Below are 17,901 nucleotides of genomic sequence, written 5' to 3'. Positions count from 1 at the left end.
ACTCTCCGATCGTCAAGGGAGGATCATGATGCGATCGGAAGATTTCCGGACCGACAAGTCGCGGCCGTTCACCGGCGCCGAATATCTGGCGAGCCTGCGCGACGGGCGCGAGGTCTATATCAATGGCGAGCGGATCGCCGACGTCACCAGCCATCCGGCGATGCGCAATTCGGCGCGCTCGCTGGCGCGCCTTTACGATGCGCTGCATGATCCCAACCAGCAGCCGGTGCTGACCTCGCCGACCGATACCGGCTCAGGCGGCTACACGCACAAATATTTCCGCGTCGCCCATTCCGCCGCCGAGCTTGCCCAACAGCAGAGCGCGATCGCGCATTGGGCGCGCATGACCTATGGCTGGATGGGCCGAACCGCGGACTACAAGGCGGCGCTGATGAACACGCTCGGCGCCAACGCCGAATGGTACGGGCCATTCAAGGACAATGCGCGCGCCTGGCACAAACGCGCCCAGGAAGCGGTCCTGTTCATGAACCATGCCATCGTCAATCCGCCGATCGACCGGCACAAGCCGGCCGAGCAGGTCAAGGACGTGTTTGTGCATATCACCAAGGAGAACGATGCCGGTATCTGGGTGTCGGGCGCCAAGGTGGTGGCGACGTCATCGGCGCTCACCCACTACAATTTCCTGGCGCAGAGCTCCGCGACGGTCACCGAGGATCCGTCGTTGTCGGTGATGTTCATCGTACCGATGAATGCGCCCGGCATAAAGATGTTCTGCCGCGTCTCCTATGAGCAGACTGCCAACACGGTCGGCCATCCCTTCGACTATCCGCTGTCGTCGCGCTTCGACGAGAACGACGCGATCCTGGTGCTCGACAACGTCTTCATCCCCTGGGAGGACGTTCTTGTGCTGCGCGATGCGCAAAAAATCCTGTCCTTCCATCCGGCGTCGGGCTTCATGCACGGCTATTGCTTCCAGGGCTGCACCCGCTTTGCCGTCAAGCTCGACTTCCTCGCCGGCCTGCTCGCCAAGGCGCTGCGCGCAACCGGCGGCGACGCCTTCCGCGGCAACCAGGCGGCACTTGGCGAGGTGATTGCGCTGCGCCACATGTTCTGGAGCTTTTCCAACGCGATGGCGCACAATCCCATTCCGTGGGCCAACGGCGCGGTGTTGCCCAACCTCGAGGCCGCGCTCGCCTACCGCACCTTCATGTCGGAGGCCTATCCGCGCGTCATCGACACGGTGCGTCGGGTGGTCGCCTCGGGCCTGATCTACCTTCCCTCCTCGGCCAAGGATTTCGACAATCCCGAAATCAACAAGTACCTTGCCCAATATGTGCGCGGCTCCAACGACATGGGCCACATCAAGCGCATCAAGATCATGAAGCTGTTGTGGGACGCGACCGGCACCGAATTCGGCGGCCGTCACGCGCTCTACGAGCTCAACTATGCCGGCGCGCCGGAAGAGGTGCGGCTGCAGGTGCTGAAAGGCGCCGAGCGCGGCGGCCGGCTGAAGCAGATGGAAGAACTCGTCGACCAATGCATGGCCGACTACGACGAAAAGGGCTGGACCGGAGACACCTGGCTGCCGCCCCTCTCGACCCAGCCCAACTGACGGAGGCTGGCGATGGAGACGCAAGTCGCGAGGCTGGAATTCCGCGAGGCCATGGCGCGGGTGTGCGCGCCGGTCAACATCGTCACCACGGATGGTCCGGCGGGACGCGGCGGCTTCACCGCGACCGCCATGTGCAGCGTTTCCGACGATCCGCCGACGCTGCTTGTGTGCATGAACGAACGTTCGGCACAGACCGCGATGTTCCTCGATAATAAACGCTTCTGCGTCAACGTGCTGACCCAGTCGCATATGCATCTGGCGGCAAAGTTCGCCGGCACCATCCGCGACATGGCCGAGCGCTACAATGCCGCGCGCTGGCAGACCATGCCATCCGGCATGCCGGCGCTGCTCGACGCCATCGTCAGCTTCGATTGCGAGATCGGCGCGGTGAACAAGGTCGGCACGCACAATGTGATGTTCGGCCGCGTCGTCGACATCCGCCACGGCAGCGACGAGGCGGCGCTGCTCTATGTCGGGCGAAACTACATGCAGCCGAGCGCGCTGGGCAGCTTTGGAGGGTGAGCGCGACTCCAACTTCTCCCCTTGTGGGAGAAGGTGGATCGGCGCGCAGCGCTGAGACGGATGAGGGATGTTGGAAGGAATGAGGCGATGACGATTTCACACTTGTCGCCAAGCTGGAGCACCCCTCATCCGACCGAGCTTCGCTCGGCCACCTTCTCCCATAAGGGGAGAAGGGAAAGCGCTCAGCCCTCAGTCGACTCCGACTGGATCAGGCTCTCCAGCATGTCGAGCAAACGCTCGTGCTCTTCGGCGCCATACCGCTTCTCGATCGCCTCGTAGATGGCGGTGCGCTCGGGCGAAAGCTCCTCGATCAGCGCCAGGCCGGCCGGGCTGATGGCGAGCAGCGCGCGGCGTCCGTCATCCTTGACCTTGTTGCGGGTGATGAACTCCCGCTCCTCCATCGCCTTGATGATGCGGGTGAGGCTCGGCGGCAGGATCGAGGCGCGGTTGGCGAGCTCGGTTGCCTCCAGCGGCCCGGTTTCGGCGAGAACGCGCAGCACGCGCCACTGCTGCTCGGTGATGTCGTGCCGGGCAAGCATCGGCCGGAAATGCGCCATGATCACCTCGCGAGCGCGAAGCAGGGCCATGGGCAAAGAGCGGCGGGTGCTGGGCGGTAGCAAAGTCAGGTCTCCGAAAAATCCAATCCAGTACGACTCGCGGCAATGTTAAGGCTATATCCGCGATTTTGCCGAGAGCGGCAATCCCACCCCCGGAAGCTATATCCGCATAGAGAACGACGCTTGACATTCGGCCGTCAAGATGTAATTCACATGTTAATTACAAAGACCGGCGACGCCGGCGGAGGAAACCCTTGCCGCACATGGCGATCGAATATTCGGCGAATCTCGACGCGAAGGTCGACATGACCGAGCTTTGCGCGCTGGTATCACGCACCATCCTCGAAACCGGGCTGTTCGAACCGGGCGCGGTGAGGGTGCGGGCCTTTCGCGCCGAAGCCTATGCGATCGCGGACCGGCTGCCTGAGAACGGCTTCATCGACATGAATTTCCGCATCGGCAAGGGCCGCGGCGCGCAAGAAAAGAAAAGCGCCGGCGAGGCGATCTTCGCAGCGGTCACCGAGCATCTTTCATCGCTGTTCGCCACGCCGCATTTCGCGCTGTCGCTGGAGATCCGCGAAATCGACGCCGAGCTGAGCTGGAAGAAGAATGCCATCCATCCGCGCCTGCGGGGCAAGTAAGCATCGCGGCAAGGAACGGACGCGGCAAGCAATCAACAGGAAGAACCCATGGCGGCACTGGACGACAATCTGAGAAAAGCCGAGGCCTATCTTGAACGTTTCCGGAAGGATGGCGTCCTCAACCAGATCGGCGGCGAAGCGGTACCTTCGGCAGACGGCTCGACCTTCGAAACGCTTTCGCCCGTCGACCTCAAGCCGATAGCAGCCATTGCGCGCGGCAAGGCCGTCGACATCGACCGCGCCGCCAAGGCGGCGAAGGCCGCCTTCAAGGATTGGGCCGCGATCTCCGGCGACGCGCGCAAGAAGCTGCTGCACAAAATTGCCGACGCCATCGTGGCGCGCGCCGAGGAGATCGCCTTTGTCGAATGCATGGACACCGGCCAGTCGCTCAAGTTCATGGCCAAGGCGGCGCTGCGCGGCGCCGAGAATTTCCGTTTCTATGCCGACCGCGCGCCGGAAGCCCGCGACGGCCGATCGCTGAGGGCGCCGAACCAGGTCAACATGACGACGCGTGTGCCGATCGGCCCGGTCGGCGTGATCACGCCGTGGAACACGCCCTTCATGCTGTCGACCTGGAAGATAGCGCCGGCGCTCGCTGCCGGCTGCACCATCGTCCACAAGCCGGCGGAGCTGTCGCCGCTGACGGCGCGGCTGCTGGTCGAGATCGCCGAGGAAGTGGGCCTCCCCAAAGGGGTGTGGAATCTGGTCAACGGCTTTGGCGAGGATGCCGGGCGCGCGCTGACCGAACATCCGGATATCAAGGCGATCGGCTTCGTCGGCGAAAGCCGCACCGGCTCGATGATCATGCGCCAGGGCGCTGAAACGCTGAAGCGCGTGCATTTCGAGCTCGGCGGCAAGAACCCTGTGATCGTCTTCGCCGACGCCGATCTGGAGCGTGCGGCCGATGCCGCCGTCTTCATGATCTATTCGCTGAACGGCGAGCGCTGCACCTCGTCGTCGCGCCTGCTGGTCGAGGCTTCCGTGCACGACAAGTTCACCGATCTGGTGGCGGAGAAAGCCAGGCGCATCAGGATCGGCCATCCGCTCGATCCCGAGACCGTGGTCGGCCCGCTGATCCATCCGGTGCATGAGGAGAAGGTTCTGTCGTACATCGAGATCGGCAAATCGGAAGGCGCGGTGGTTGCCGCCGGCGGCGGCAAGTTCGCCGGGCCGGGCGGTGGCTGCTATATCAGCCCAACGCTGTTCGTCGGCGCCACCAACAAGATGCGCATCGCGCAGGAGGAGATCTTCGGTCCGGTTCTCACCGCCATTCCGTTCAAGGACGAGGCCGAGGCACTGGCGCTTGCCAACGATACGCAATACGGGCTCACCGGTTATCTGTGGACCTCCAACGTCACCCGCGCCTTGCGCTTCACCGACGCGCTCGACGCCGGCATGATCTGGGTGAACTCGGAGAATGTGCGGCATTTGCCGACGCCGTTCGGCGGGGTGAAAAGCTCGGGCATCGGCCGCGACGGCGGCGACTGGTCGTTCGACTTCTACATGGAAACCAAGAACATCGCGTTCGCCACGGCGCCGCATTCGATCCAGAAGCTCGGCGGCTGAGCGGAGACACAAATGGCCCTGCCCCAACCCAACCTCTACCCCGCCTTCAACGTCGTGCGGCTCAGCCATGTCGAGCTGGCTGTGACGGATTTGGCGAAATCCCGCGCGTTCTATGTCGATACGCTGGGCCTTCAGGTGACCGACGAGACCAGCGGCGCCATCTACCTGCGCGCCATGGAAGAGCGCGGCCATCACTGCATCGTGCTGCGCAAGGCGACGACACCCGAAGCGCGCGACCTCGGCTTCAAGGTTTTTTCGGATGAGGACCTCGACAAGGCAGAGCATTTCTTCAAAGGCAAAGGCCTGCCGGTGGAATGGGTCGAACGGCCCTACCAGTCGCGCACCTTCCGCACCCGCGACCCGCACGGCATCCCGCTCGAATTCTATTCCAGGATGGAGCGGCTGGCGCCGATCCACCAGAAATACGCTTTATACAAGGGTGTGAAGCCGCTGCGCATCGACCACTTCAACTGCTTCTCGCCCAACGTCGATGAATCGGTGGACTTCTACAACGCGCTGGGCTTCCGTGTGACCGAGTATACCGAGGATGCCGAGACGGGAAGGTTCTGGGCGGCCTGGATGCACCGCAAGGGCGGGGTCCACGACATCGCGTTCACCAATGGCCTCGGCCCGCGTCTGCACCACGTTGCCTTCTGGGTGCCGACGCCGCTCAACATCATCGACCTGCTCGACCTGATGGCGACCACCGGCTATGTCGGCAATATCGAGCGCGGGCCTGGACGGCACGGCATCTCCAACGCCTTCTTCCTCTACATCCGCGATCCCGACAATCATCGCATCGAGATCTATTGCTCGGACTACCAGACGGTCGATCCGGATCTGGAGCCGATCAAATGGGATCTGAAAGACCCGCAGCGCCAGACGCTGTGGGGCGCGCCGGCGCCACGAAGCTGGTTCGAGGAAGGCAGCGTGTTTGCGGGTGTTGAGCCGCGAAAGTCGGATCTGGCGGCCTCGCCGATCGTGGCGCCTTGACGGGCTGTTGGGAGATGTCCGCGTTCCGTCACCCCCCTCTCTGTCCTGCCGGACATCTCCCCCTCAAGGGGGGAGATCAGATGTCACGCCGACTCTCGCCAACTTTCAACGTTGCAAGACAAGCGCCGACTGCGCGGCTAGCCAATCTCCCCCCTCAAGGGGGAGATGTCCGGCAGGACAGAGGGGGGCGCCGTAGAACTCGACGTTTCCGGTTGGCCAATAGAACCGGAATGTCAGCATGAGCGCGGCACGGCTCGCCACCTTCACCATTGGCGGCAAAACGCGCTATGGCGCAATCACCGATAAGGGCGTCGTCGACCTTTCCGCGCGACACGGAGAATGGCCAACGCTGCGCGAAGTGATCGAGGCAGGGGCGCTCGGCAAACTTGCCGAGGAGGCTGATAGCCTCGCAGCCGATTTTGCTGTCGAAGACATCGCTTATGAAATCCCGATCCCCTCCCCGGAAAAGATCATCTGCGTCGGCGTCAACTATCCGGACCGCAATGAGGAGTACAAGGACGGGCAGGCGGCGCCCTCGAACCCGTCGCTGTTCATCCGCTTCCCGCGCTCCTTTGTCGGCCATGGCGCGCCCCTGGTGCGGCCGCCGGAATCGCCGCAGCTCGATTATGAGGGCGAAATCGTCATCGTCGTCGGCAAGGCTGGCCGCCGCATCGCGGAAGCCAATGCGCTCGGCCATATCGCTGCGTTGTCGCTCTGCAACGAAGGCACGATCCGCGACTGGGTGCGCCACGCCAAGTTCAACGTCACCCAGGGCAAGAATTTCGACCGCACCGGTTCCATCGGTCCCTGGCTGGTGCCGTTCACCGACGAGGCGCAGGTCGCCAACATCGCCCTCACGACGCGCGTCAACGGTGAAATCCGGCAGCAGGACCGCACCGGCCGCATGATCTTTTCCTTCCGCAGGATCATCAACTACATCTCGACCTTCACCACGCTGGTGCCGGGCGACGTCATCGTCACTGGAACACCGACCGGCGCCGGCGCTCGGTTCGATCCACCGATCTGGCTGAAGCCGGGCGATGTGATCGAGGTCGAGGCAGAGGGCATCGGGCTGCTCCGCAACGGCGTCGTCGACGAAGGAACCGGCCGATGATGACGGAGATGGAAGTCGAGGACGCCGCCCGCAGGCTGTTCGAAGCCGAACGCGACCGCCGCCAGATCAGGCTGCTCAGCCTCGACTTTCCGCAAGCGACGATGGACGACGCCTACCGCGTGCAGGCCGCACTTGTGAAGCGGAAGGCCGCATCGGGCCTCGCGATTAAGGGCTGGAAGATCGGCCTGACCTCGAAGGCGATGCAGGCGGCGCTGAGCATCGACATCCCGGATTCCGGCATCCTGTTCGATGACATGTTCTTCGAGGATGGCGGCACCGTTCCCGCCGGTCGTTTCATCCAGCCGCGCATCGAGGCCGAGATCGCCTTCGTCATGAAGGCGCCGCTCGCCGGCCCCGACGTGTCGATCGACGACGTGCTCGACGCCACCGACCATATCGCGCCGGCGCTGGAGATTCTCGACACCCGCATCGAGCGGATGAACAACGAGACCGGCAAGATCCGCACCTTCTTCGACACGATCTCGGACAATGCCGCCAATGCCGGCATCGTCGTCGGCGGACGCAAGGCCGGCCCGCGCGAGGCGGATCTGCGCTGGATCGGCGCCATCGTGTCGCGCAACGGCGAGGTCGAGGAAACTGGGCTTGGCGCGGGCGTGCTCGATCATCCGGCCAAGGGCATCGTCTGGCTCGCCAACAGGCTGCATCAATACGGCATGCGGATCGAAGCCGGACAGGTCGTGCTGTCGGGCTCCTTCATCCGGCCGGTCGAATGCCGGCATGGCGACCAGATCGTCTCGGATTTTGGCCCGTTTGGTGCGATCCGCATCGCTTTCGTCTAGAGCGTTTCACCGTTTCACGGAAGAAAAAGGCCGGGACGCGAAAGCGGCCCGGCCAAGAATGAAGGTCATAACCTTCAGAGGGGAACATCGCCCGGCGCAATGGGAGGAAAACACCGGGCGACACAATCTATTTGGGGCTTCGGCGATATATTTTCCACGAACGAAATTCCAAAAAAGATCGAAAATGCGAAAAATCTCGCTCCAAGACATTGCAATGTCAGCCTGCTGCCGGTGCTTTTTCCAACAAATCCGCATAATGCCGCCGCGCCACATCGGGATGCGACCTCAGCCGGCTTTTCAGTACATTGGTTCCGACATTGCGGAAAAGCGGATTGTCAGGGTCGCTCGCCAGGCCGCGGGCCTCGGCGGCCAGTTCCTCGGGCAGATCGAGCAACGGGATCGTCGCGTCGAGGCGAGCACTGAAGAAGAAGGGTACCGAAATCCGCCCGACGCCGGCCGGAGGCGTGACGACGCGGTGCACGGTTGCCCTGAGATAGCCGTTCGAGGCGAGTTCAAGCAATTCGCCGATGTTGACGACGAGCGTTCGCGGGATCGGGTCCACGTTCACCCAGCTGCCGTCATATTCAACCTGCAGGCCCTTGTTCTCGTCCTGCAGCAGGAGCGTGAGGAAGCCGCCGTCCTTGTGCGCGCCGACGCCCTGGTCGTCGCCGGTCGTGTCTCGGCCAGGATAGCGCACGATCTTCATGCGGTGGTTCGGCTCGCCGCGATAGATCGGATCGAAGGCGTCCTCCGGCTGATCGAGCGACAGCGCGAAAGCCTTGAGCAGCCGGATCGCCACGTCGGTCGCCTTGGCCTGCCAGGCAAGCAACGCGGGCTTTAGATCGGGAAGTGCGGCGGGCCACTGGTTCGGGCCCTGCAGCCGCGTCCAGGCCGGCACGCCCGGCCCTTGCGAAATCGTCGTGCGTTCGACGCCGATGTCGAGTTGCTCGCGCCAATCTGCCTTGCCTCTGGTCAGTTCACCGCCGGCGCGTGTATAGCCACGGAACTGCGGCGACTTCACCATCTCGATGGCGAGCTTATCCGCTTCTGGCAAAGCGAAGAAGCGGCGCGCCGCGTCGAGCACCGCATCGATCTCGGGCTGGGTGATGCCGTGGCCGCTGAGATAGAAGAAGCCGACATCGCGGGCGGCGGTGCGCAAGTCAAACAAGAAAGTCCGCAGTTCCGACGCGCCCTGCTCAAGGCGATCGAGATCGAGCACCGGGATTATTCTGGGCATGGACAGGCTCCTCTTGGCGGCAACTCTTTGTTTTTCGCAATTCCGGCCAGAAAACCGCTGCGCACTTTTGCTGGAATTGCTTTAGCGACCCCACCGCACGATGACATGCGCGTCATTGCGGGTGAAGGAACGCACCGACCAATCTCATTGCAAACGGAGCAAGCCGCCGCTCAATTCCCGGCTTTTGCGGCAAATTGCGTTCGATTCCGCCGCCGTGTGCCGCGCGTCATCCGCGATGGTCCAGCCGCGCGACCAGCCGATCGCCGAGCCACTGGATGCCGCAGACCAGCACGATCAGCACGACGACCACGGCGACCATGACGCTGGTCTCGAAGCGCTGGTAGCCGTAGCGGATGGCGAGGTCGCCGAGCCCGCCGGCGCCGATGGCGCCGGCCATGGCCGAGGCGCCGACCAGCGTCACCAGCGTCACCGTGAAACCGGCGACAATGCCAGGCAGCGCCTCCGGCACCAGCACCTCGCGGATGATCGTCCAGCGATTGCCGCCCATGGCGAGCGCCGCCTCGATCAGCCCATGGTCCACTTCGCGCAGCGAGACTTCGGCAATGCGCGCATAGTAGGGCGTCGCTGCAATCGACAGCGGCACAATCGCTGCCCAGGTGCCGATCGACGTGCCGACGATCAGCCGCGTCACCGGAATGAGCGCCACCAGCAGGATGATGAAGGGCACCGAGCGAAAGCCATTGATGATCGCGCCAAGGATGCGGTTCGCCCAGAGGCTTTCGGCGATACCGCCGCGGTCGGTGGCGACCAAGGCAAGGCCGAGCGGCAGGCCGAAGACCAGCGAGATGAGGCCGGATGCGCCGGTCATCAGCACCGTCTCCCAGATCGAGCGGAGCAGGAGTTCAAACAGAACCGGCGACATGGCCAAGCACCTCCGTCCGCGCGCCGCGGTCTTTCAGGAAAGCGATAACGGCGGCCAGATGCAGGGCGTCGGATCCCGGGATCGCCACGAACAGCGTGCCGACGGGCTGCTGCTGCACATGGTCGATACCGCCATGCACAAGTCGGAACGGACCTGGCACTCTGGCGCTCAGCTCCGACAGCAGCGGGCGGCGCGCCGCCTCTCCGGCGACATCGATTCTCAAAATCGTTTCCGCGCCTTCGCCCGGGAGCAGCCGGCTGGCGATCTCGGGCGGCAGTTGCGGCCGGATGCCGCCGAGCAGGCTGCGCGTGATTTCCGATTTCGGATTGGCAAAAACCTGCCATACGGCGCCCTCCTCGACGATCCGACCGGCGTCGATCACCGCCACGCGATCGGCGATGGAACGGATGACTTCCATCTCATGCGTGATGAGCAGGATGGTGAGGCCGAGCCGGGCATTGATGTCCTTGAGCAGCGCCAGGATCGAGCGCGTCGTCTCCGGATCGAGCGCCGAGGTCGCCTCGTCGGACAAAAGCAGCGCCGGTCGCGCGGCGAGCGCCCTGGCGATCCCGACGCGCTGCTTCTGCCCGCCCGACAGCGACGCCGGATAGGCCTTGGCCTTCTCCGACAGGCCGACAAGCTGCAGCAATTCCGCCGCGCGCGCCAGGCGTTCGGCGCGCGGCAGGCCTTCGATCTTGAGCGGCAGCGCGACATTGTCCTCAACAGTCTTGGCCGACAAGAGATTGAAGTGCTGGAAGACCATGCCGATGCGCCGGCGCAGTGGCTGCAAGTCACGTTCGCCCAGCCGGCTGATCTCACGGCCCTCGATGAGGACCTGGCCGGAATCCGGCCGTTCCAGGCCGTTCAGGCAACGGATCAGCGTCGACTTGCCGGCGCCGCTGCGGCCGATGATGCCGAGGATTTCGCCCTTGCGCACGGTAAGCGAAACACCGTCGAGCGCCGCCGTCGCGCCGAAGCGGCGCTTCAGGTCGACGAGGCGGACAACGTCATCGGGCCCGGCCGGCTGGATGCGGATTGGATCGGCGAGTTCGGCCGCGACATGCTGGTTCATCTCTGTTTCCGTTTCGGTGCTGCGCAAATACGACGGCGGCCCGCTCAACAGCGGACCGCCCATTTCTGCCAGCCATGCGCCGATCAATAGGCGCTGATCCCGGTGCCCTTGTAGACCTTGTCGAACTCGGCCTTCACCGTGTCGTTCTGATAGGCGGAGATCAGCGTCTTCACCCAGGGCTCGTTCTCAGCCCCGGTCTTGACGGCGATGAAGTTGCGGTAGGGATTGTCGGCCACCGGCTCCTGCGCGATGCGGTTTTCCGGCGTAAGTCCGCTTTTCAGCGCCCAGTCGGTGTTGACGACGGCCGCGTCGAGATCGTCGACCGAGCGGCCGACGATACCGGCGTCGAGTTCCTTGATCTCGAACTTCTTCGGGTTGTCGGCAATGTCGGCAGTCGTCGCCAGGATGCCGGTGCCATCCTTGAGCTTGATCAGGCCTTCATGCTCCAGGACGTGCAGCGCGCGACCTTCGTTGGAGGGATCGTTCGGCAGGCCGATGACGGCGCCTTCCGGCAGGTCCGCGACCTTCGTATGCTTCTTCGAATAGAGGCCGATCGGCCAGACGCCGGTATAGCCGACCGGCACGATGTGATAGCCTTGCGTCTTGATCTGGTTGTCGAGATAGGGCTTGTGCTGGAAGGCATTGGCGTCGATCTCGCCGCGCTCCAGCGCCTCGTTGGGCTGGGTGTAATCGTTGAAGACCACGGTCTCGATCGTCAGGCCTTTCTTGGCCGCCTCGGCGGTGACGACGCGCCAGACATCCTCGTCCTCGCCGCTGATGATGCCGACCTTGATCGCCTTCTTGTCCTCGGCGAAGGACGGCGATGGAGCGGTGAGGCCGATGACGGCAAATGTCGCGGCGAGAAGCGCGGCAAATCCGGCGCGCCTGGTGACCGACGTAACGAGAGAATTTGAAGCGTTGCCGCGTTCGGACATAATGCGTTCCTTGCGATCCTGAAAATCATTTCGGCTTGGCGGGATGCGAAGCCTTGATCTCAGCATCACCAATGCTGCCTCATTGGGCAAAGAAGCGCTTTTCCTCTCGAGGGGACTGCGGAAAATATTCTCTCAAAGATTTTATCACTTGGAGCACGCCAGCCGCGGGAGAGCGGATATCGACGAGGTGGAGTGACGGAAGCCTGAGCGCCTAAGAAGCGCGCCGGGCGACGCGCAAGGGCTGCCGGCCGTCTCCTGGCAGCGACGAGACGGTCGGCAGGCCTCGCGCTTCCTGCACAGGATAGCCCAACCGTTGCAGGCTGGCCCGCGCCAGCGCCGCGTTGCTGTCGATGACGACCAGCCCGTTCGTATCGCCGAGGCTGGCTGCCACGACCGAAAGTTCGGTACAGCCGAGAAGCGCGGCATCGGCGCCGGCCGCTTGCGCGAGGTCGAGTGCGCGCTCCGTCTCGATCGCCGCATCGGCAATCGAGCCGGCCTTGACGAGGCTGATCGCGCTGTCGACGCGCTCCTGGAATTCCGCATCCGCCGGAACGCAGAGCTCGAACCCCGCCGCCGAAATCCTGTCCTGGTAGAAGCCGGAGGCCAGCGTGCCCCGGGTGGCGAGATTCGCCACGCCGCCCCGGCCCAGGCTGCGGCGGATTTCCGCCGCCACCGCGTCGCCGATGTGGATGATCTCGGCTCGCGAGTTCGCCGCCAGCCTGTCGTACCAATGATGGGCGGTGTTGCAGGGTACGGCGATGCAGGCGACGCCGAGTGCGTTGAGCGTCGAGACCGCGGCCGTCAGCGGCGCCAGCGGCCCATCATGGCCGGCCAGGATCGCTTCGGTCCTGTCGGGCAGTTGCGGCACGCTGAGGATGACCGCTGGCACATGCTCGTTGTCGCGAAGCGCCTCCGTCATCCGGGTCAGCTTGAAATAGAAGTCGGCCGATGCCAGCGGCCCGAGACCACCAATGATGCCAAGCTGGGGGCGGATGCTGTCGTCGATCATCGGACGGGCTCGGCCTCGAGCTCCTCCGACAGAGTTTCATCAGACTGCGTCGCCTCCCTGTGGCTGGGCGCGATCATTGCGGTGCTGGCGGCGACGGTGCAGACGCTGGACAGCGTCATGAACGTATCGACGGCCGCATCCACCGCCACGAACAGGGCGAACGCCGCCTCGAAGGGAAGCTTCAGGTAACCGCACACGATGGACATCTGGGACAGGATGAGCAGGCTGCCCATGCCGCCCGTGGTGAGCGCCAGAAGCGCGGAGACGATGCCGACAAGCAGGAGGTCAGGGATCGCCAGCGGATGGCCGTAGAGCTGGGCGATGAACAGCACGCCCGAGGTGTAGACCAGCGCCGGCCCTGTTCGCAGCAGTGCCGCCTGCAACGGCACGAGCAGTTCGACGACCACCAGGTTGAACCTCAGCCGCTCGCTCAACAGGTTGATGACCCACGGCAGCGACGCGACCGAGGAGCGCGTGGTAATGGCAACCATCAGCAGCGGCTGGCAGGTCTTGATCGTGGCCCAGTAGCTTCGCCGCGACCTGATCGCGATAATGGCGAAGGCGCCGGCAAGGAATGTCAGGCAGGAGAGACCCATCACCAGCAGGTAGCCGCCCATCAGCATCAACGGCTTGGTGCCGGTCGACGCGGTCTGGTCCGCGATCAGGATGAAGGTTGCGAAGGGCAGTCCCCAGATGAACCAGTTGGTCAGCACCGTGCAGGCCCTGTAGACCGCGTTGAGCGCCTGGGACAGGCTCAGCGACGAGGGCTGGGGGATCTTGCCCATCGCCAGCCCGAAAAGCAGGCAAAACAGCAGGACCTGGATGGTCTGGCCCGAGGCAAGCGCGTTGAAGACATTGTTCGGCACCAGGTCCAGGAAGATCGAATGCGCGCCGTTTGGGTCGGCGGTCGGCGGCGGTGGCTGGAACGGAAATGCAAGGTCGGTGGATACGCTGCCCTGGGAATTGATGAACTCGCCGAGCTCGATACGCGACTGCGGGTTCTCGATCTGGCCGGGCTTGAGGATCAGCGAATATGTGCCGCTGACCAGCACGGCCACGAACGACACGACCAGCACGGCTATGCCCACCTTGCCGAGGTAACGGACCGATTTCGGATCCTGGACCATCGTGGTGATCGAGAAGATGACGGACGAGACCAGGTAGGGCAGGACGACCATCTTGAGGAAATTCAGATAGACCTGCGCGACAGGACTGATCGCGTGGGCGAAGGCCGGGTAATAGAGGCCGCACAGGATCCCGGCCAGGATCATGATGATCGTCGTCGCCGGCGAGCGCAGGATGCGCTTCGCCGCCAGGCGCCAATCGAAGAGCATGGGTGCGGCTACATCCGAGACGGCCATTGTCAGGCTTTGCTCCCCTGGCGATAACGCGCGATGATCTCGTCGGTGTTGAGGACCTGCTGGCCCCTTGCCAGGTCGAGATAGAGATCGACAAAAGCCGCCAGATGCGGATTGTTCGGACTGACACCGACCGCGATCGTGTCGACCTTGTCGGTCAACGTGATCGAGCGCGCGACGACCATCATCGACGGATCGTCGACCATCAGCTTCTTGATCTCGAAATCATCGCGATAGGCGAGATCAATCGTGCCGCTGCGGATCGCGTCGATAACCGTATTCCAGCCGGCGAAGCGCTGGATCCTGGCATGCGGGAACGTGGCGGCCGCATAGGTGGCGAAGGACGAGCCTTCGATCACGCCGAGATCGCCTGAGAAATCGCGGACGACCTGCTCCGGCGGCTTGCCCTGTGTAATGCGCGCCAGGTTGAGACGGTTTGCGAGCAACCCCTGGTGCAGCATGGCGTAGGGCCGGGAATAGAGGATCGAGCGACCGCGCTGGAGGGTCCGGCTGAGCTTGCCGATCGCCAGATCGGCCTGACCGGACGTGAGCTTTTGCACCATGGCGTCGAAGGTTACCGCGGATCGGTCGAACACCGGTTCGACGCCAAGCTCCGCGGCTATGCCGCGCGCCAGGTCCATGTCGATGCCACCGTCCGCGGATCCGTCGGCCGGGAAGAACGGATCGGAAGCGAAGGCTGGCATAGCGATGCGCAGCTTATTGTCGCCCACAATGGGTTTTGGGGCGTCCTGCGCCTGCCCTGGCGTGATCGCCGCCTGTGCGACCAGCAGCCCTCCGCCTCCGGCTGCAAACAGCGTACGACGTGTAAGCAGCATGCGCATTCTCAATTCCTGCAGGTGCGCCGGACAACAATTCTGACAGATGCGCAGTAATACATGCCGAAGTTAAGCAAAGGTATCTTTTGCTTTGTGCTTTTTTACATAGTAGATCGCCAAAACGGCGCCAGGGAATATGCATCCTTTCTAAAACAACAAAAAGCGCCACGGCGGCGCGTTGCTGTTCGATCCGGGCAGTCGCCGTGGATGGTCAGAACGTCTCGACCCAGGGCCTGAGCTCGACCTCGAAGCTCCAGGCGCTGCGATGCTGGCGATGCACGGCGAGGTAGGTGTCGGCAATTGCGTCGGGCGAGAGGCGGCGATCCGGACGGTCCGCGTCGGCGACTTGTCCTGCCGGCTCGATCTGGCCGTCGATGATGAAATGCGCGACGTGGATGTTCTTCGGGAAAAGCTCGCGCGCCATCGATTGCGCCAGCCCGCGCAGGCCGAATTTCGGCATGGCGAAACCGCCCGAACCTGAAAAGCCCTTGAGGCTTGCCGTGGCGCCGGTGAATAGAATCGAGCCGGAGCCGCGCTCAACAAGCCGGCGCGCCGCCTGCTGGCCGACCAGGAAGCCGCCATAGGCGCCGACAAGCAGGGCCTGCCTGACCGCCTCGGGATCGAGATCGGCGATCGGGCCGCGCGTGCGGCCGCTGGCGTTGAAGACGGCAATTTCGAGTGGGCCTACCTTGTCGGCCGCCTCGAACAGCCGCTCGACGGAGGCCGTGTCCGACACGTCGGTTTCCACGGCTAACGCGCCTGTTTCCTTCACCAGCGCGGCTAATTTTTCGACATTACGCGCGGCAAGGACGACGCGGAAACCTTCCTTGCCGAGAAGCCGGGCCAATGAAGCGCTGAGCCCCTGCCCTGCGCCTGCGATCACCGCAACGTTGGCTGCCATGTGGTGTCCTCCTTGCGAAAATCCATCCGGGCAGTCGGCCCGCTGGTGTTCTTTGTCCGCAGCCTCGCGCCTTCTTCGCCGCGAAGCAAGAACGGCGTTGCTCCGTTTCACCATTCGACGCAAAAAGCCGTCGGTCCCTGCGGCGGCCGGGATGGGTGTAGCGAGACACTTGCCTGGCGAGCCGATCCGTCCGACACGTGATTTGAACAGCGATTCGAGGAACGACCATGGAACCAATCTGGGCCGTCGGCCTGATGACCGGCACGGTGCTCGACGGCAACATCGACGTGGCGCTGATCAAGACGGATGGCGAGCGCATTGCCGACACCGGCACCTATATCTTGGCCCCCTACCCGCAATCGATCCGCACCCTGCTCGAAGAGACGTTGCGCCAGGCGCGCGCCTGGAATTTCGAGGGGCCGGAACCGGCGATCTTCCGCGAAGCCGAGGAAGCGCTGACGCGCGCGCAGTCAGCGGCGGTCAGGGATCTCGTCGAGAGCCAGAAAATGAGCATGGCCGATATCGGCGTCGTCGGCTTTCACGGCCAGACCGTGCTGCATCGCGCTCCGCAGCCGGGACGGATTGGTCGCACGCGCCAGCTCGGCGACGGCGAGCTGATGGCCTCGCTGCTCGGCATCAAGGTCGCCTACGACTTCCGATCGGCCGATGTGGCGGCCGGCGGGCAAGGCGCGCCTCTGGCTGCTGCCTACCATGCGGCACTGCTCAAGGAGGCGGACGCCAGCGGCGATACCGCCGTGCTCAATCTCGGCGGCGTCGGCAACATCACCTGGTGGGACGGCAAGGACAATATCGTCGCCTTCGACACCGGGCCGGCCAATGCGCCGGTCAACGATTTCATCAAGTCGAAAGGCCTTGGCGAGATGGACCGCGACGGCAGACTGGCTGCCGCCGGCACGGTCGATGAGGAACGGCTCGCCAGGCTGCTGCAGCACCCCTATCTGACAAAACCCTATCCGAAGTCGCTCGACCGCTTCGACTTCACAGCGGCGATGGCCGAGGGGCTCAGCGCGGAGGATGGCGCGGCGACGCTGACGGCCTTCACCGTCTCCGCCGTCGGCAAGGCACTCGACCTGTTGCCGCACCGGCCGAAGCGGCTCGCCGTCAGCGGCGGTGGCCGCCACAACCCGACGATGATGGCGATGCTCGAAAGCCGCGCCGGCGTCGAGGTCGTGCAGGCCGAGACGCTTGGATGGAAGGGCGACGCGGTGGAAGCGGAGTGTTTTGCTTTCCTCGCCGTGCGCGTGCTGCGCGGCCTGCCGATCAGCTTTCCGAGCACCACCGGCGCGCCAAAGCCGATGCGCGGCGGAAAGCTGGCGGGTTAAGGCAGTTTCTTCTGCAGGAAGATGCGGCTGCGGCCGACGGGAAAGTCAGGCAATTTGCCGAACGGCTCATAGCCCTGGCGCTGATAGACCTTCTCGGCGATCGGATTGAAGGTGTCGATCCATACGCCGTGGCAGCCGCGTGCAATGGCTTCCTGTTCGGCAGCGTCGAGCATGCCGGCGGACATGCGCCGGCCGCGTAGCTTTTCGTCGACCCACAGCCACTGCACGTAAAGCCAGCCCCAGGCGGTGTAGCCGGAAATTCCGGCGACGATGACGCCACGCTCGTCGCGTACAAAAACCGCCAGCGGCGTCCGGCCTGACCCGCCGACGTCGTCGTCGTTGAAGGCGGTAAGGCTCCCGCTCAGGAAAGCGAGGTCCTGCGGCAAAGGCTCGGCCGTGACTTCAAGGGTCGTCTTCATCGCGCTTCAGCTCCGACCGATACCGCTCCAAGGCATATCGAAGGAACCAAGGTGTCGGCAAGGCAAACCGGTCCTTGAAAAAAATTTCCCGCATCGCGTATCCCGGAGCGCAGCTCGAACGTCCTGGGAGTGTCGCCCACGC

At 63.9% G+C, this 17,901-nt stretch carries 18 protein-coding genes; 8 read left to right on the top strand and 10 right to left on the bottom strand.

The features are described 5' to 3' along the window. The first annotated feature begins 28 nt into the window (after positions 1-28). On the top strand, positions 29-1,573 hold the full coding sequence (locus YU3_RS0100860; protein WP_027164446.1) for a 4-hydroxyphenylacetate 3-hydroxylase N-terminal domain-containing protein: 1,545 nt from the start codon (positions 29-31) through the stop codon (positions 1,571-1,573). A 12-nt stretch (positions 1,574-1,585) separates the two neighbouring features. Next, a complete protein-coding gene (locus tag YU3_RS0100855) occupies positions 1,586-2,095 on the top strand; it encodes a flavin reductase (protein WP_027164445.1) in 510 nt (169 codons plus the stop codon). Positions 2,096-2,277: 182 nt separating this feature from the next. Here YU3_RS0100855 and hpaR read toward each other — a convergent pair whose 3' ends face one another. Beyond that, positions 2,278-2,682: a homoprotocatechuate degradation operon regulator HpaR gene (gene hpaR / locus YU3_RS0100850; protein WP_245273386.1), complete on the bottom strand. Its 405-nt coding sequence runs from the start codon at positions 2,680-2,682 to the stop codon at positions 2,278-2,280. A gap of 224 nt (positions 2,683-2,906) precedes the next feature. On the opposite strand from hpaR, the gene YU3_RS0100845 reads away from it, so the two are divergent. The 5 genes from YU3_RS0100845 (at position 2,907) to hpaH (ending at position 7,766) form a co-directional block, all read left to right on the top strand. Continuing rightward, positions 2,907-3,293, top strand: coding sequence for a 5-carboxymethyl-2-hydroxymuconate Delta-isomerase (locus YU3_RS0100845; protein ID WP_027164443.1), 387 nt, complete (start codon positions 2,907-2,909; stop codon positions 3,291-3,293). A 48-nt stretch (positions 3,294-3,341) separates the two neighbouring features. Continuing rightward, positions 3,342-4,859 (top strand): 5-carboxymethyl-2-hydroxymuconate semialdehyde dehydrogenase, encoded by a 1,518-nt coding sequence (gene hpaE, locus YU3_RS0100840; protein ID WP_027164442.1) that lies wholly within the window; start codon positions 3,342-3,344, stop codon positions 4,857-4,859. A gap of 12 nt (positions 4,860-4,871) precedes the next feature. Next, positions 4,872-5,852, top strand: coding sequence for a 3,4-dihydroxyphenylacetate 2,3-dioxygenase (hpaD, locus tag YU3_RS0100835; RefSeq protein ID WP_027164441.1), 981 nt, complete (start codon positions 4,872-4,874; stop codon positions 5,850-5,852). A gap of 238 nt (positions 5,853-6,090) precedes the next feature. Beyond that, complete coding sequence (locus YU3_RS0100830) at positions 6,091-6,966, top strand: fumarylacetoacetate hydrolase family protein (RefSeq protein ID WP_027164440.1); 876 nt, start codon at positions 6,091-6,093, stop codon at positions 6,964-6,966. Further along, positions 6,963-7,766, top strand: coding sequence for a 2-oxo-hept-4-ene-1,7-dioate hydratase (gene hpaH / locus YU3_RS0100825; protein WP_027164439.1), 804 nt, complete (start codon positions 6,963-6,965; stop codon positions 7,764-7,766). The genes YU3_RS0100830 and hpaH overlap by 4 nt, the downstream gene beginning before the upstream one ends. Before the next feature lie 217 nt (positions 7,767-7,983). Here the strand turns inward: hpaH and YU3_RS0100820 are convergent, their stop codons facing one another. From YU3_RS0100820 to YU3_RS0100780, 8 genes are all read right to left on the bottom strand, one after another. Beyond that, positions 7,984-9,003, bottom strand: a complete 1,020-nt coding sequence (locus YU3_RS0100820; protein ID WP_027164438.1) for an isopenicillin N synthase family oxygenase — start codon at positions 9,001-9,003, stop codon at positions 7,984-7,986. 226 nt (positions 9,004-9,229) lie between these two features. Beyond that, complete coding sequence (locus tag YU3_RS0100815) at positions 9,230-9,886, bottom strand: methionine ABC transporter permease (RefSeq protein WP_027164437.1); 657 nt, start codon at positions 9,884-9,886, stop codon at positions 9,230-9,232. Continuing rightward, on the bottom strand, positions 9,867-10,958 hold the full coding sequence (locus YU3_RS0100810) for a methionine ABC transporter ATP-binding protein (protein WP_027164436.1): 1,092 nt from the start codon (positions 10,956-10,958) through the stop codon (positions 9,867-9,869). Before YU3_RS0100810 ends, YU3_RS0100815 begins: the two co-directional genes overlap by 20 nt. An 83-nt stretch (positions 10,959-11,041) precedes the next feature. Then, a complete protein-coding gene (locus YU3_RS0100805) occupies positions 11,042-11,893 on the bottom strand; it encodes a MetQ/NlpA family lipoprotein (protein ID WP_027164435.1) in 852 nt (283 codons plus the stop codon). A gap of 211 nt (positions 11,894-12,104) precedes the next feature. Then, positions 12,105-12,902 (bottom strand): amino acid racemase, encoded by a 798-nt coding sequence (locus YU3_RS0100795; protein WP_027164434.1) that lies wholly within the window; start codon positions 12,900-12,902, stop codon positions 12,105-12,107. After that, positions 12,899-14,236, bottom strand: a complete 1,338-nt coding sequence (locus tag YU3_RS0100790) for a cation:dicarboxylase symporter family transporter (protein WP_245273385.1) — start codon at positions 14,234-14,236, stop codon at positions 12,899-12,901. The genes YU3_RS0100795 and YU3_RS0100790 overlap by 4 nt, the downstream gene beginning before the upstream one ends. A gap of 29 nt (positions 14,237-14,265) precedes the next feature. Continuing rightward, a complete protein-coding gene (locus YU3_RS0100785) occupies positions 14,266-15,102 on the bottom strand; it encodes a transporter substrate-binding domain-containing protein (RefSeq protein ID WP_245273384.1) in 837 nt (278 codons plus the stop codon). A 205-nt stretch (positions 15,103-15,307) separates the two neighbouring features. Beyond that, entirely contained in the window at positions 15,308-15,997 is a 690-nt protein-coding gene (locus YU3_RS0100780) for an SDR family NAD(P)-dependent oxidoreductase (RefSeq protein ID WP_027164431.1), read from the bottom strand. Between the two features lie 227 nt (positions 15,998-16,224). Between YU3_RS0100780 and YU3_RS0100775 the strand changes: the two genes are divergently transcribed. Next, on the top strand, positions 16,225-17,340 hold the full coding sequence (locus tag YU3_RS0100775) for an anhydro-N-acetylmuramic acid kinase (protein WP_027164430.1): 1,116 nt from the start codon (positions 16,225-16,227) through the stop codon (positions 17,338-17,340). Here the strand turns inward: YU3_RS0100775 and YU3_RS0100770 are convergent. Then, positions 17,337-17,759: a GNAT family N-acetyltransferase gene (locus tag YU3_RS0100770; RefSeq protein ID WP_027164429.1), complete on the bottom strand. Its 423-nt coding sequence runs from the start codon at positions 17,757-17,759 to the stop codon at positions 17,337-17,339. The two genes, YU3_RS0100775 and YU3_RS0100770, sit on opposite strands and share 4 nt — an antisense overlap. Between the last annotated feature and the right edge of the window lie 142 nt (positions 17,760-17,901).

This window comes from Mesorhizobium sp. WSM3224 (assembly GCF_000427725.1).
In the GTDB taxonomy this organism is placed as follows: Bacteria; Pseudomonadota; Alphaproteobacteria; order Rhizobiales; family Rhizobiaceae; genus Mesorhizobium.
This window is presented reverse-complemented; position numbering and strand designations above follow the sequence as displayed.

What these genes read in the sequence shown, in the direction of transcription:
- hpaR (WP_245273386.1), bottom strand. Translation starts at nt 2,682, where the DNA reads ATGGCCCTGCTTCGCGCTCGCGAGGTGATCATGGCGCATTTCCGGCCG.
- YU3_RS0100770 (WP_027164429.1), bottom strand. Translation starts at nt 17,759, where the DNA reads ATGAAGACGACCCTTGAAGTCACGGCCGAGCCTTTGCCGCAGGACCTC.
- YU3_RS0100810 (WP_027164436.1), bottom strand. Translation starts at nt 10,958, where the DNA reads ATGAACCAGCATGTCGCGGCCGAACTCGCCGATCCAATCCGCATCCAG.
- YU3_RS0100790 (WP_245273385.1), bottom strand. Translation starts at nt 14,236, where the DNA reads ATGCTCTTCGATTGGCGCCTGGCGGCGAAGCGCATCCTGCGCTCGCCG.
- YU3_RS0100830 (WP_027164440.1), top strand. Translation starts at nt 6,091, where the DNA reads ATGAGCGCGGCACGGCTCGCCACCTTCACCATTGGCGGCAAAACGCGC.
- YU3_RS0100815 (WP_027164437.1), bottom strand. Translation starts at nt 9,886, where the DNA reads ATGTCGCCGGTTCTGTTTGAACTCCTGCTCCGCTCGATCTGGGAGACG.
- hpaD (WP_027164441.1), top strand. Translation starts at nt 4,872, where the DNA reads ATGGCCCTGCCCCAACCCAACCTCTACCCCGCCTTCAACGTCGTGCGG.
- YU3_RS0100780 (WP_027164431.1), bottom strand. Translation starts at nt 15,997, where the DNA reads ATGGCAGCCAACGTTGCGGTGATCGCAGGCGCAGGGCAGGGGCTCAGC.
- hpaH (WP_027164439.1), top strand. Translation starts at nt 6,963, where the DNA reads ATGATGACGGAGATGGAAGTCGAGGACGCCGCCCGCAGGCTGTTCGAA.
- hpaE (WP_027164442.1), top strand. Translation starts at nt 3,342, where the DNA reads ATGGCGGCACTGGACGACAATCTGAGAAAAGCCGAGGCCTATCTTGAA.
- YU3_RS0100855 (WP_027164445.1), top strand. Translation starts at nt 1,586, where the DNA reads ATGGAGACGCAAGTCGCGAGGCTGGAATTCCGCGAGGCCATGGCGCGG.
- YU3_RS0100795 (WP_027164434.1), bottom strand. Translation starts at nt 12,902, where the DNA reads ATGATCGACGACAGCATCCGCCCCCAGCTTGGCATCATTGGTGGTCTC.
- YU3_RS0100785 (WP_245273384.1), bottom strand. Translation starts at nt 15,102, where the DNA reads ATGCGCATGCTGCTTACACGTCGTACGCTGTTTGCAGCCGGAGGCGGA.
- YU3_RS0100805 (WP_027164435.1), bottom strand. Translation starts at nt 11,893, where the DNA reads ATGTCCGAACGCGGCAACGCTTCAAATTCTCTCGTTACGTCGGTCACC.
- YU3_RS0100775 (WP_027164430.1), top strand. Translation starts at nt 16,225, where the DNA reads ATGGAACCAATCTGGGCCGTCGGCCTGATGACCGGCACGGTGCTCGAC.
- YU3_RS0100820 (WP_027164438.1), bottom strand. Translation starts at nt 9,003, where the DNA reads ATGCCCAGAATAATCCCGGTGCTCGATCTCGATCGCCTTGAGCAGGGC.
- YU3_RS0100860 (WP_027164446.1), top strand. Translation starts at nt 29, where the DNA reads ATGCGATCGGAAGATTTCCGGACCGACAAGTCGCGGCCGTTCACCGGC.